This is a genomic window from Candidatus Nitronauta litoralis, from assembly GCA_015698285.1.
GTDB classification, from domain to species: Bacteria; Nitrospinota; Nitrospinia; order Nitrospinales; family Nitrospinaceae; genus Nitronauta; species Nitronauta litoralis.
The window spans coordinates 1,082,800-1,097,229 of record CP048685.1; the positions used below are offsets into that span (position 1 = coordinate 1,082,800).

General features: G+C 46.9%; 9 protein-coding genes. 5 read left to right on the forward strand and 4 right to left on the reverse strand.

Features of this window, described 5'->3' with window-relative positions; genetic code table 11:
- Positions 1-106 precede the first annotated feature (106 nt).
- Both G3M70_04920 and G3M70_04925 read left to right on the forward strand, forming a co-directional pair.
- Positions 107-1,864, forward strand: coding sequence for an ABC transporter ATP-binding protein (locus tag G3M70_04920; protein QPJ61263.1), 1,758 nt, complete (start codon positions 107-109; stop codon positions 1,862-1,864).
- 136 nt (positions 1,865-2,000) lie between these two features.
- Positions 2,001-4,142: a DUF1926 domain-containing protein gene (locus G3M70_04925; protein QPJ61264.1), complete on the forward strand. Its 2,142-nt coding sequence runs from the start codon at positions 2,001-2,003 to the stop codon at positions 4,140-4,142.
- Positions 4,143-4,176: 34 nt separating this feature from the next.
- Here the strand turns inward: G3M70_04925 and G3M70_04930 are convergent, their stop codons facing one another.
- From G3M70_04930 to nagZ, 3 genes are all read right to left on the reverse strand, one after another.
- Positions 4,177-4,596 carry a helix-turn-helix transcriptional regulator gene (locus G3M70_04930; protein ID QPJ61265.1) on the reverse strand — a complete coding sequence of 140 codons (420 nt, stop codon included), beginning with the start codon at positions 4,594-4,596 and terminating at the stop codon, positions 4,177-4,179.
- Positions 4,597-5,277: 681 nt separating this feature from the next.
- Complete coding sequence (locus G3M70_04935) at positions 5,278-6,963, reverse strand: hypothetical protein (GenBank protein QPJ61266.1); 1,686 nt, start codon at positions 6,961-6,963, stop codon at positions 5,278-5,280.
- A gap of 30 nt (positions 6,964-6,993) precedes the next feature.
- Positions 6,994-8,088: a beta-N-acetylhexosaminidase gene (nagZ, locus tag G3M70_04940; protein ID QPJ61267.1), complete on the reverse strand. Its 1,095-nt coding sequence runs from the start codon at positions 8,086-8,088 to the stop codon at positions 6,994-6,996.
- 404 nt (positions 8,089-8,492) lie between these two features.
- Here nagZ and G3M70_04945 point away from each other — a divergent pair, with 404 nt between their 5' ends.
- The 3 genes from G3M70_04945 to G3M70_04955 all read left to right on the forward strand — a co-directional run bounded on the left by G3M70_04945 (position 8,493) and on the right by G3M70_04955 (position 11,448).
- Positions 8,493-9,743 carry a beta-ketoacyl-[acyl-carrier-protein] synthase family protein gene (locus tag G3M70_04945; protein ID QPJ61268.1) on the forward strand — a complete coding sequence of 417 codons (1,251 nt, stop codon included), beginning with the start codon at positions 8,493-8,495 and terminating at the stop codon, positions 9,741-9,743.
- Positions 9,744-9,844: 101 nt separating this feature from the next.
- Positions 9,845-10,450 carry a YdbL family protein gene (locus G3M70_04950; protein QPJ61269.1) on the forward strand — a complete coding sequence of 202 codons (606 nt, stop codon included), beginning with the start codon at positions 9,845-9,847 and terminating at the stop codon, positions 10,448-10,450.
- A 239-nt stretch (positions 10,451-10,689) separates the two neighbouring features.
- Positions 10,690-11,448, forward strand: a complete 759-nt coding sequence (locus G3M70_04955; GenBank protein ID QPJ61270.1) for a hypothetical protein — start codon at positions 10,690-10,692, stop codon at positions 11,446-11,448.
- Between the two features lie 232 nt (positions 11,449-11,680).
- Here G3M70_04955 and G3M70_04960 read toward each other — a convergent pair whose 3' ends face one another.
- Positions 11,681-14,272, reverse strand: a complete 2,592-nt coding sequence (locus tag G3M70_04960) for a pentapeptide repeat-containing protein (GenBank protein ID QPJ61271.1) — start codon at positions 14,270-14,272, stop codon at positions 11,681-11,683.
- Between the last annotated feature and the right edge of the window lie 158 nt (positions 14,273-14,430).

Here is a 14,430-nt window from a genome sequence, read left to right on the forward strand (position 1 = left end):
TGAATTAATACGGACTTGCGGGTATGATACGGCCTTCCCGGGCTCCTTGTTTTCCAATTACGTTTCTGAAGCTTCACTGGTCTGCGTCCCCTTCTCCATTATATAGATGAAAGATTTTTCCAAAATTCTCAAATTTGCAAGGCCATATTCCAAAAGCCTGATTTTTGCGTTTCTTTGTCTGGTCCTGACTTCCGCAATCACCCTCATTCTTCCGATGATTGTGAAGGACATGATCAATGCCACCCTGGTCACCAAAGATAGTGATCTTTTAAACAGCCGCACCTGGGATCTGGTCATCGTTATATGTTTACAGCTTGTGTTTGCCGTGCTGACCAATTTCATCCTCGGCTTTGTCGCCAACCGGGTCACAGCAGATTTTCGTATTGAATTTTTCCAGCACGTTCAGCGGCTTTCTATCGGATTTTTCCAGGACCGTCGGGTGGGAGAATTGTTGTCACGCCTTGGAAACGATATCACGGTAATTCAAAACGCCCTGATCACAATTCCGGTTGCGGTGTTGCGACAGACCATCATGCTGATCGGTGGTCTTGCGATCATCTGTTACCTCAATTGGAAACTGACCGGACTGATCCTGCTCATCCTGCCACCGTTGATGCTGTTCGCTCGTATTTTTGGTCGACGGCTCAGAAAGCTTGCGGAAAAGGTTCAGGACAAACTGGCCGGTGCTGCGGTCGTTCTCGAAGAAGTTGCCTCATCTATACAGGTCGTCAAGTCTTACACCCGCGAACCGTATGAACAAAAACGGTTTGAAGAAGGCATCGAAACCGCGCTGGAAGCTGAAATAGAAAAGTTGAAAATCTCTTCTTTCTTCGGTCCTTTCATTCTGTTCCTGACCTTTCTGGTCTCAGCTTCACTGGTCTGGTATGGCGGGCACCAGGTGATGGAAGGTCAAACCTCTTACGGGGAACTCGCCGCATTTTTTCTTTATGCCATCATCATAGCCGGTCCTATTGGGACCTTTGTAAGACTGTACACACAGATTCAGGAGTCACTGGGTGCTGTACGGCGTGTTTATGAAATCCTCGACACTCCCCCGGAAATTCTGCAGCCTGAGAACCCGGTCAAGCTCGAACGAATTGAAGGGCGCATCCAATTTGAAGACGTTTCGTTTGCCTACCATTCCGATCAACCTGTATTACAAAATGTCTCTTTTCAAATCGAACCAGGCGAACGTGCTGCTCTGGTAGGACCCAGTGGGGCGGGGAAATCAACGATTGTCGCTCTTCTCCACCGGTTTTTTGATGTTGGGTCTGGAACCATCCGCCTGGATGGGAAGGATATCAAAACCCTCGATCTCCCTACCTATCTGGGGCAGGTTGCACTTGTTCCCCAAGACACCATTTTGTTTGGTGGAACAGTTCGCGAAAATATCCTCTACGGAAAGCTTGAAGCAACGGAAGAGGAAATGATTGAAGCAGCACAAGCCGCTCACGCGCATGACTTCATCACTCAACTCGAAAAAGGGTACGATACACCTGTTGGAGAAAAGGGAGTTAAACTTTCCGGAGGTGAACGCCAACGGATTGCCATTGCACGCGCTGTGCTTAAAGATCCTAAAATTCTCATCCTTGACGAGGCCACTTCATCGCTGGACACTCAATCAGAAGGACTGATCCAGGATGCACTGGAAAGACTCATGGCCAACAGGACCACCTTTATCATCGCGCACCGCCTCAGCACGGTCCACCATGCCGACCAGATTCTGGTTCTTGATAAAGGTACCTTGAGGGAATCCGGCACACACCAGAGCCTGATGCAAATTGAAGGGCTTTACCACAAGCTATACACCATGCGGGCTTTTGATGAACCCGTCGGCGCTGAAACCGGTCCGGAGCCTTCCTGACCCCTTTTGGTGGGCTCAAATAGAGTCGAGAACCTGGCATCCTCTCTTCATATTAAGTTAGTTCCCCTCACATAGCCCCAAAGATTTCGTTGTAGAATGAAAACTGTTCTTCTTAACCTTTTTCGTTGGGACTCTTTTGAAAACTGAACCTCTCAAGTTTCTGTTCGCTGTTCACAACCACCAACCCGTTGGAAACTTCGGACATGTTTTTGAAGAAACGTTCGAGAAATGCTACCGGCCGTATCTGGAAACACTTTCTCAATTTCCTCAACTAAAAACTTCCGCACATTTTTCCGGCCCCCTGCTTGAGTGGATTGAAGCTCATCGACCTGATTATTTAAAACAGATACGGAAAATGGTAGGAGCAGGCCAACTGGAAGTTCTGGGTGGCGGGTTTTACGAACCTCTGCTAGCGACCATCCCGGAAGAAGACGCTCTGGGACAAATCCAGATGATGAGCCGATACCTCAAGGAAAAATTTGGTGCAGCTCCACGTGGGTTGTGGCTTGCCGAGCGCATCTGGTCCCCCACCCTGCCACGTGTTATCTCCCAGGCGGGAATCGAGTTCACCATTCTCGACGACACCCATTTTTCTTATTCCGGACTTGAGGACAAGGCCATTCACGGCTACTACATCACGGAAAGCGAAGGTTATCCCCTAAACCTTTTTCCCATTTCAAAAGAACTGCGGTATTCCATTCCATTCGACCTGCCGGAAGTGACATTGGAAAAACTGGTCACCATGCAGAAAGAGCGCCAATGCGAAGGATTGACTTACGCTGACGATGGCGAAAAGTTCGGCAGCTGGCCTGACACCTGGGACTGGGTTTATGGAGAACGTTACCTCGAACGGTTATTTCAATCCCTGCAGGACAATAGGGACAAAATTGAAACATTGCACTTTGGTGAATATCTCGACCAGCACAGACCCAATGGACGCGTGTACCTTCCTCCCGCCTCTTATGAAGAAATGATGGAATGGGCGCTTCCCGTGCACACGTCCCAGGAACTTCATCATCTTAAACAGGAAATGACCGAAAAGGAGATAGATCCCAACATATCGCGCCGGTTCATCCGTGGAGGACTGTGGAATAATTTTCTTGTCAAATATCCCGCGAGTAACCGAATGCATAAAAGGATGTTACTGGCCAGCAGGAAAGTTAATCAGCTGGCAGAGTCCGACCCTGATAAACCGGAAGCTTTGCGTCACCTTTATCGCGCTCAATGCAACTGTTCATACTGGCACGGCATGTTTGGTGGACTTTACCTGAACTATTTGCGCCATGCGGTTTATGAAAACCTCCTGAAAGCGCAGACCCTTGCCAGCCGCGGCTTGCAAGACACGAATATAAAGATTGAAAGTCTGGACTACGATCTGGACGGTCAGCAAGAGTTCCTGGTGACTCATCCCCAAATGACGGTGGTAATATCGCCGGCTCGCGGGGGAGGGGTAGTTGAGTTTGATTACCTGCCTGCCTCTTTCAATATTACTAACATTCTGGAACGCTCAAAAGAAGCATATCATCAAGCCATTCTGGATCACGTAGAACGCACCGATGATTCCGGGGATCAACCTCAATCGATTCATGACCGCGTTCGGTTCAAGCAGGAGGGGTTGGAAACGTTTCTAGTGTATGACAAGGAGGAACGCCTCTCACTGCAGGAACATTTCGTCGCACCTGAAGTATCGATGGATCAGGTAAAATCGGGAACCTATGAAGTTTTGGGTGCCTTCGCCGGACAACCTTTTAAAACAACTCTTATTAAGGCTGGCAGCAACTCCGACTCTTCTTTGCGATTTTCCAGAAAAACAGGACTTGGAGCAAACCGGCAATCGGTAGAGCTTATCAAACACTTAACATTCCAGAAAAACGAAGCCTCAATTCAGACACGTTATGAAGTTATTCACACCGGAGAGGAATATTTAAAAGGATCGTTGGGAGTTGAGTTTAATGTTTCCCTATTGGCCGGGGAGGCGCCTGACCGGTATTTTATTGACCCTTCGGGCGAATTTTCAAATAAACCCCTGGTTACAGAGGGACAGGCTTTTGGAAGAAAGCGTTGGGGGATGCGCGATGAATGGTCCGGGATTGAGGTCTCCTGGGACCTGGAGCAGGCCGCCCGGATCTTGTTTTATCCTGTAGAAACCGTTTCCCAATCAGAAGATGGTTTTGAAAAAACCTATCAAGGGACCTGCCTGTGGTTTCTCTGGGATGTTGATTTAAAACCGGATGAAAAAAAAGGATGGGAAATAATCTGGAAGGTGGAACGGGTTTAATTCAAGGTGAGACAAAAAAAGGAAGAGCAGAGCTTTATTCTCCTGGGTCAGCCCCGTTTAAAAAGCCAACAAGATGAGCCCTTTTTTCCGGCCCTCCCTTGCGATATATCCTGACAAGTTTGGCTATCAATTCCATCAACCTCTGATCCTCTCCATACGCCTCTGCCGACTCCTGAACAACGTCGGTCATCCCTTCTCCACCACTCCCGGTTTCGGTTCTTGTCATAGACCCTTTACCCGTGAGCAGCCAGATAATGTTGACACTGGTATGCTGATAGAGTTTTGCAAGGGTATCAGCAGAAGGTAATGACTTGTCGTTTTCAATATCAGACAAGGAACCTTGAGAAATTTTAATTAGACGCGCCAACTCAAATGATTTAAGCGGAAGAGTCTTTCTCCACTCTCGTAACCTCCGCCCCAGGTATTTTGCAGCGCCCGCTTTTTTATCTTCCATTGTTTGGTATTGGGATATTTTTTTAATGGTTTTTGTTGTTTTTCCATTTGAAAAAGCCGAAGCAAACTACTCTTTCACTTATCCAGTTTCCTATTTAAAGGAGGGAAAGAACTCTAAAAGACAGCAGTGAATCCAACGGCAATTGTTCCCACCCAAGGCCCGCACAAAATTACATTGAAGGACAATATAATGCAATATCTTTCTGTACGCAAAAATACTGAAAACGCGATCAATATAATACATAAGAAAAAGATGTCAATGATTTTGAATTAAAAAGGGAGTTGGTAAATTCATTTATTTTCAAGGGTTTTATCGCATTACCCAACCCTTTTCCCAATTTCGACTGATAATTCGGCAATGGTTAAAATCAAGGGTATTAAATAATTTTGCAATTCGACAATGCTGAAACTTCGGATAAATACAATAAAATTTTCGGCCTTCTACCACATAATTTTCAGGCAAAATCTTATCTCCTTACGATTATTGATAAAATCAGCATTTTTAAAGCAAATACCGTTTTCCGCCAAAAACAACTCTTAATTTGGATATACGAATTTTTAAATCATTATTTGCTATTCCGATATTTCAAACTTATAATCTCTCCAACAAAGAGGTCTTATACCTAAAAACTTTTCAGGAGTCTAAATTTTCAAAAAACCAAAAAATAAGTTCATTTTTTCTTCAAAACTTTGGAGAATAGGGTGTTTTTGATGGCCCCATGGGCAAAAAAACCTCAAAAAGTCCAATTCTCTCCCACAACTGAAAATGTCGTTTTAGATGAATAAAAATTATGGGGGCGTAGCGGCTGAACCTTCGATCTTCTCTCCCATCTATCGCAAAATCAGCAAGGATTACAAGCCGAGGTGGTTTTACAAGGAGTTGACGCACCACTTCTTCCTGCCCTTTCTCGTCCAGCATACCTGGCAATATCCACCCATGCACAATTGGGTTTGCCCGCTCGGTCAAATAATAAAATAAGGGGTTCAGTGGCAAAGCCAAAATAGCATCTCCCGGAGCAGTCGCCAGCTCAATTTTTTCGACGATTCGCCTGACCCAGCGGGCCTCATAAGAGTTAGTCCAAACAGACATCCTTTTCATTTCAAGCTTTTCTGTATTTTGCAGCCGCGCACCTACAGAACCCACATAAAACCCATGTCCAAAATTCATCTCATAGAGAAAAATAATGGGGAGAATTCCAACAAGAAAATGGACCAGAATTTTTTCTGGTGCCCAGAATGAAATCTGTTCTTCCAGGTGCACGAAGAGAGCTAGCAGTCGGTCACGCAGCCGAAATAACAGATAAGGGGCCAGAATGTAAAATGCGGGAAGGGTTCGGACCAGGTTGTCAAAACCAGCACGCCAGACAACAAGTCCAAATGCACAAATTCCAATTCCAGTCACAGCAAGCAGCACTGGCTGGGATGGAGACGTATCCCGCCCCATCATTCGGTCACGCCCCAGCAAAACCAGAACTAAAGCATAGGTTGCCAGCGGAATGTAGAACATTACCCGCTCGAACATAAGGTCGGGTCCCTCAGTTTTCCAGAACTCCCAAAAAGGAAACAATGCGGGAAAAGGATTCCCCCAGGCCGCATGGGTGGTGAATACAATTTCAATAAACTTCTGCAAAACCTGGTAACGCCAGAAATACACTAACAAGACACTCGTACCGATTAGCAGGATTCCAATAACCAGTCCACGTTTAAGCGGTGATGACGAATTTTTATTCATAATTGATCCTAGGTCTCGATGCCTCCATGGAATCAGCACAACCCAGAGCCCTATCGAAAAAATGGCGATTTCCATTTTGAACGGGATACACAACAAAATGGCCGCGGCCAATACCACCCCTCTGCTCCACCTTGGCCGCTCCAACCACCGGACAAGACAAAACAGGACCAACACACAAAAGAAGGGAAAGAAACGGTTGTAATACATGGAAGGAGCGCTGAGCATCATTGCCCCTGCCAGAAGGGAAAAACCAACCGGCATTATCCGCCGAGAAATCGCATAGACCATTAAAGGCATCAAGGGTGTGAACACCGCCACGCTCAAACGCAGACTGTGCAGACTGATTCCGAACCAGTCAAAGAACCACGCAGCATATAGGTAGCGTCCCGGGAGATAACCAATAGGGTTAAAATCCCGCATCGCCATTTCGCCGCGAAAGGTACGCAGGGTTCCGTCGGCAAATCCACCCTCATCCCACAGGTTCAGGCCATAATCCAAAAAGGACAGATAATAGAAAAATATCAGGAAATAGGCGGCGGACCAGCGCAGGGCTCCGGAATTTAATAAAGTGGTGCCAAAAGCCTTATTCAGGCTTGGGGAGACAGACATGGGTCGGGGGGCAAGAGCGGGCGGCATAATACCTGATCGGGTATTGGGCCACAGGACTCAAGAAGAAAGAAACCCTGCCATTTTTTCTGCGAGGCGGGTGTGTTCTTCTGACCAGTCATCAAAGGAGGGGGCCTTTTTGGGAAAGGGAGGCAAAGCCGCTTTTATTCTTTCAATTCGGTCGATGGTCATATGCACCGAATCCGGATTAATCGCCCGGCTTCGGATCCCGGCCATGATGCTTTCATGCAGAATACGGACCCTGTCCGGGTTATTGCAGACCATGAAGATATCGAGCCCGGCCCAGACTCCCATGCCAGCCAGCTTGTCGAATTCATACTGATCCTCAATCGCCTTCATCTCCAGGTCGTCAGAAATCAATAGGCCATCAAACTGTAATTGCTTGCGCAACACCTGTTTCAGGATTTTCTCGGAAAATGTTGCGGGCAGCTTCTTGTCCCAGGCCGGGTAGACCACGTGCGCGGTCATGATGGCCTTCAGACCATTTTGTATGCTGTGAGAAAAAGGTGCCAGCTCCACCTGCTCCAGAGTCGCTTTGTCGCGATCCACCGTGGGCAGTTCCAGGTGCGAGTCCTGTTTGGTATTGCCATGTCCGGGGAAATGCTTGCCGACGGCCAATACTCCGTGGTCCTGCATCCCATTGAGCAGGGCAAGGCCCAGCACTCCAACTCGTAAAGGATCATCCGAAAGCGCCCGCATTCCAATGATCGGGTTGTCCGGGTTGGTGTTCACATCCAACACCGGTGCATAATTCATATTGATTCCGATGGCCGACAACTCCTTGCCAAGCGCCATCCCAAATTGATAAGCCAGCTCATGCGAATCGGCGATACCCAGGCAGCCTGCTTCCGGGAACTGGGTGAACGGTTCCGACAGCCGGATTACCTTGCCACCTTCCTGATCAACCGAAATAAACAGAGGCCAGTCCGGTGACACTTCGTTTGCAAGCTTTTGCAGATCCCGCACCAGTTGAAACAACTGCTCCGGATTTTCATAGTTTCGCGAGAACAGAATGATTCCGCCTACCTGGCAATCACGAATCAACTGTTCCGTTTCCTTGGTCAGTGTCGTGCCTTCGATACCGGCAATAATCATCTGACCGGCACGCTGGCTTAAAGTCTCGAGAGGTTTCAAGATATATAGTCCCGTGAAAATGCAAATTCAATGTTGGAGTTTTATGAAGACAGCCTGAGATTTCAGGATGATGAGAGAATACCACGGCATGCAGGGTTTGCAAACGGCCAAGGGCTGGACAATTGGCAAACTCCTCTTTTCTGACATTTATTTTAATCTTTTCGCGATGATCATTTGCAAAAAACAGCTCACCCGTTTTTTTAGAAACCTATACATGGAAAAAACCTCAGGTTATGACTAAACTTGAAAATATTGATTTGAAAACCGTACCGAACGATATGTTAAAATCGAATTGTAGTCCTGTTACATTTTCATTGAACACCCTAACACTGTCATCCCGGTCAGTTTTGACTCACCATCATGCATTAGATTGACCGAAAGAGGACGGATAGCGAATAAATTTTATGGAACGAAGAGTAGCCATTACCGGCCTGGGGGCAGTCAGCCCGAACGGGGTCGGTAAAAAACAATTCTGGGAAAATACGATCAATGGTGTCAGCGGGATCGGTCGGATTACGGCATTTGATCCAGCCGGCCTCGACTGCCAGATCGCCGGCGAAGTTTCGGATTTCGATCCGGAAACCTGGTTTCCGAAAACCGAGCTCAAGAAAATGCCGCGGGCCGTCCCACTCTGTGTTGCCGCTTCACAGGAAGCCTTCGACGATGCAGGCATCGATTTCGGTACCTTCTCTGAAGAAGACTTCGAAAGCCTCGGCGTGATCGTAGGCACCGGTGGCGCGGGTTTTGATTTCTCCGAAAAACAGTTCGCCCTCTACTATTCCGATCAGAAGAAAAAAGTCAGCCCTTACGCTATTTCCAATTCCCTTGTGGGCATGTTATCAAGTGAACTCTCGATGAAGTTCGGCCTGCAGGGACGTAGTCATGTGATCTCCAACGGCTGCACCAGTTCAACCGATGCCATGGGCTATGCATTGAACGCCATCCGGTCCGGACAGGAAACCTGGGTGCTCACCGGCGGCGTGGAAGCCTGCGTGACACCGGCGATGATGACCGGCTTCGAGCGTATGCGCGCCAATCCCGTACACTTTAATGAAAGTCCGGAACGCGGATCGCGTCCCTTCAACCGCGACCGCGAGGGATTCGTCCTTGCCGAAGGCAGCTGGATGATGGTGATGGAAGATCTCGAACACGCCCGGGAACGCGACGCACACATTTACGCCGAGGTCATCGGATACGGTTCCACCTGCGATGCCTACCATCGCGTGGCCATCATGCCGGATGGCAAACAATCCACTCGCGCACTGCGTCTGGCAATGAAAGATGCAAAGGTTAACGAAGATGATATCGACTACATCAACTTTCATGGCACATCCACCGTGATGAACGACCGCATTGAAACGATGGCCGTCAAAGGCGCGCTCAATGGTCATGCCATGAACGTTCCGGTCAGTTCCACCAAGTCCATGGTGGGGCACCCGCAAGGGGCCTCGGGCGCACTCGGCACCGCCGTCTGTTTATTGAGCCTGCAGGATAGCGTGCTTACCCCCACCATCAACATGGAAACTCCCGATCCGGATTGCGACATGGATTACATCGCCAACACAAGCCGCGATAAATCAATCGATATCGCCATCAGCAACTGCATCTCGTTCGGTTCGAAAAATTCCGCACTGGTTTTCCGACGTTTTTCCTGAGGCGAAGCGCTTTCAATTGCGTTACACTATTTCTATAGTAAACGAATTAACAGGTTACACTGAGCTTGTCGAAGTGAGACTTCCTCTTTACTGAAATCATTATGATGACTCTTCGCTCTCTGTTCAAAACATCCCCTTTTACCCGTGTAATGCTCGCGTGCCTGTGTTGGGCCACACTCGGTGCCTGCGCCGGTAAACTTGCCGACGTGAATGTCACCGTGGTCGATCAGAAAACCGCTCTGGAAAACCAGGTCCTTGGCAGTTACGAGGAACTGGGAGAGGATGTCATGTTGCTCGCGTCTGTGCGCTCGGTTGATGAAAGCGGCAAACTCAAAACCGTTCGGGAAGTTCCGCCGGGTAAGATGAAAGCCGTGCGCGCAAAACAACGGCAGGAATTTAACCAAGACGACGTGCAACAGTTCAAAGCAGACGGGGCGGCAGGCGAAGGCAATAACGGTTATCTCGTGTTTCTCGAAACAGTCAAAACCAAAACCGATGCCGCGTATAAAAAGTTTGTGCAGTCCATTGTGACTGAAGAAAACGAGGACCGACGCGCAATTTACGAACGCATCGTCGCTACCAACGCAGCCTTTAACGAAGGCGACCTTCCGAAAGTGGAAAAAATCTCCGCCAGCCTGAACCGCGACAGCGCCAAACCGGGAGAAAAAATCCAACTCGACAACGGCACCTGGTCCACCAAAAAATAGTCCTGCCGGACGGGCGACAAACTGGCCACTTGCGTGGTGGCTAACAAGCTGACCCACTCGCGTGGGGGCTAACAGGCTGAAATTTTTTTAACCATAAATATTTTCAGAGCGCATCACTAAGATATTTTACGTTCGACGGGCGCCGAGCACCCCTTGACCCCCGCCCATTTCACAGGCATCCTGACTTCAACGTAAACCCAACTTAATTTTAAATTGGTTCCGGTTCCCAAGGCCGCAACATGTTTTTCAAAATCATTTCACAGGCCATATCAGATGTTTGGGAAATGCGGGGTGTGCTGGCGCGCGCCCTGATAGTCCTGTTTACACTCCTGATAATTTTAAATATTGTCCAGGTTCAGTTGCCGGGCTCCCCCTTTTCAATCATAGTTGTCATATTAACGGCTGGCATCAACACCCTCTTCGCCGTCACCGTGCACCGCGTGGTTCTGCTCGGACCGGATGCTGTGCCGAGGTGGGGGCTGTTCAAATGGACCATGCGCGAGTCGCTCTTTCTGCTGCATTTTCTGGGACTGATGCTGACTATGCTGCCCCTGGGCTGGATTTTTCCTGGTCCCGTTTCAGAACCCACCTTGATCACCGGTTCGCTGATCGCCTATGTTGCCTTGTGCTGGCTGTGGGGCAGGTTATCGCTGGTATTTCCTGCTATTGCCATGGACCAGAAGGTTTCCTATCTTTATTCCTGGGAGCACACCAAAGGGTACGGAGGGTTGATGTTCGGCGTGGTCATTATTTTTCCGATCATCCTGTCAGTGTTCACCACGATACTGAACTTCCTGCCCCTTGCCCTGAAGGGACCCGAGCCATATTACAAATACATGGCCGTGGTGCAGGTAGCTTCGAATATCCTCATCACCCTGACCACCGTATTCGTGATCGCGACACTATCCGTCGCCTACAAGGAAATCTGCAAAGAGGTTTATGGGGAGGAATCCCCTGAGCCTGATGAAAAAGTGGCACCTAAAAACAGAAAAATATAATTTGTCATTCTGAGCCCTTCGTCAAGCTCAGGATAAACTCCGTGGAGTGAAGAATCTCGCCTTTGCTTTTGATTTTGGAGTGATCTGATATTCTCTCTTTTTAAAAAGGGAAGCGAAGCAGGGTGATTTTTTTTGCCTAACCCAAAACTGATTTCAAATCAGTTGATCGTACGAGTAAAAATTACCAAATCCCCCTGACCCTTCGGAGAAGGGGGAAGCAATACGAACCTCTTTATGGTTTTGCCTTTTCACACTTTTTAATCGCCGCCTGAACTTCTTCTTTTGAAAAATAAGGGGCGTGAGGAAAAATACTAATAAAACCAAGCGTGGGCATATTAGTTCCTTCCAACTTCTGTTTTCTTAAAAACGGATAATCGCATAATAGTTTGTTCCACGTTTTTTGTTGCTCAAAATATAAATTTTGAAAAATTGGTTGAAATTGCCTCTTTTTTTCGTTATTTGGTTTTATCAACTGCATTAATTCCTCCATGACTCCTCTCTTGTTTTTGCTGAGTTGCCGCATATTAAAAAATAATGCCTTGTTTATTTCCAACAAAGTTTTCACTCCTTCATTTTTCCATTCCTCAACTTCATGAGCAATAATAGGCTCACCATTAACTCCATCCAACTCAGGAAGAACGGTTTTAATTCCCTTTCTTTTTAGCATTGTTTCTTTAAATTTTAATTTTACCCTAGGTCCCATTCCCAAAGCCCATTTTTCAATATCCTTTTCATCAAATTTCCAATAATTTTTCGCCGAACTTAGCAAGAAAATTGCTCCATAGATCTTAGTTTCACCCAAAATGGCCCCTTGAATACTAGCTCCCTCTAAATTCGCAGCTTCAAGATTTGCCTTTGTCAAGTCTGCTCCTTGAAGATTTACAAAGGATAAATTTGTCCCTTGTAGATTTGACCATTGCAGATTGGCGCCTTGCAGTTTAGTTGAGGACAAAATCGCACCCTGAAATTGAGCCGAATTAAATTCCCCTCCCATTAAATTTGCACCCTGCAAATTTGCTCCATGAAGGTGAGCGCCAGCCATTTTTAATCCTGTAGCCTGCAAACTTCGCAAGTTGGCGCCTTTTAAAATCGAAGCACTCATATTCGCACTTGAAAGATTGGCTTTCATTAAATTGGCGCCTTCTAGTTTTGTTAGAGCTAAATTTGCTCCTTCCATATTTGCTTCTCTAAAATCCGCATCTTGGAGTTTTGCAGTGTAAAAGTCTGCGCCTTGGAGATTAGCTTTTCTTAAGTCGACCTTTCGCAAATCGGCGCTTCTAAATTTTGCAAACTCAAGATGTCGACCTTTTAAATTTAAACTGTCATACTTTGCGAGCAGTTTTTGTTCTCTCTCTTCCTCGGATAGAGCTTCATCCTCTTTTACTATCAACGCGGCCTTCACGGCTTCGCTCGGGCCAATGGCCAGTTTGGCTTCTTCCAGATTCAGGTTGCGCACTACCACTTCGCTGATTTTAAAATGAAGCCACTGATTTTCTTCTTTTTCGTTTTCATCTACCGAATCAAAAATATGTAGTGGCAACCGCCAGGAATACCAGCAGGGGTCATCCTTTCTTATTTTTTTCGAAGTCTCTTGATCTGCTTGCCCGTCTTGTGGGTTTCCCTCCCGATTGTTGGCGTTGTTATTGCTCTCCAGTTTCTTATCAGTCTCATCCACGCCTTCCGAAAAACAAACCAGCCAGGTTTCAGCCGGCCAAGTAAACATTCCAAAACGTCGTTCGTTTTCTTTCTCGGTGAAGGGAATCTCCAGAACACTCCAACTCATCACCAAAGTAAAATAGAAACCCAAAACTGCCAGGAAATACCCGGGAAAATAATACAACCACCAAAATTTCTTTTTCCAAACTTTGTTTCCACTGTTTTCTTTAAGCCTTTCTACCTTTCTCCTAAAATAAAAACTGATTGCCAAACTGAAAAGGACGATTGAAAAATGGGTGGTGGTCAAAGCGCTGTGGTGGTGTGGTAGGAATACCCATTGCACCCGCAACAAAACCAGAACGCCATACCAGTAAAACGAAAGCGCAACAATGAAACTGGACAGAACGACATGGAACTCATAGCGCGATTTTTGATCAATAAAGTTCCAAGTGAACAGGTTGCCCTGGAGCTGTGATTTCCAATCGGATGGAATATCTGTGATTGAATCAATTACTGCCGCTTTTTTCTTTGCTTTCGCACCATCTCCATCATCATTTCCTGCAGATTCCATTTGTTTTTTCGCATCATCTCTTACTTTTGCAAGATCCCTCGCAAAGCGAAACACGTGCACCTGGAAATAGAGCTGGAACAGGACCAGTAAAAATGGAGCCGCCCAGAAGAAACCGACTATCGGGATCTTGACCTGAATCAATGGAAGCGTGAGATTTTCGTCCGGGATCAATAGCATCCGGTGGGTAACACTCTCTATCGAAATCCAGATAAATGTTGTCAGTGTCAAAAAAGAGATATAGGTGTTGCGGACGGTCTTCGAGTTTTCCTGCATGGTCGGTAGGAATTTCTCGAAGGTTGTGGTCGCCATGGGGTCGATCATATCACCTCCTATTGGCAAGCCGATAAGGTTTTTGACCGTTTTCCTTATTTTACATCCAGGTAATAATCCCCCCGGCCCCCTTCCCTTCGGCAAGCTCAGGACAGGCTCAGAAGGGGGAGCAAGACAAAACCCAAATACAAAATCCAAGGCGAGATTCTTCAGCCTGACGGGCTTCAGAATGACATGCTGGTATCTTTTCATTTTAGAAACAACACTCGTTTTTCCTGCCGACTTCAAACACCCAAACAGACCCTGGCTAAAAACGACCAAAATCATAAATTATTGATTTTCAATGCTTTATTTTTACTATCAAAATCTCTCCTACGGGCCGTCGGGCCATATTTAATTGAAAAATAAGCTCTTAGCCCAAAATATTATGGACTTCCAATTTAACTTGTTGTATTTTAAGGTGTTGATGATTTTTTTATTCACGC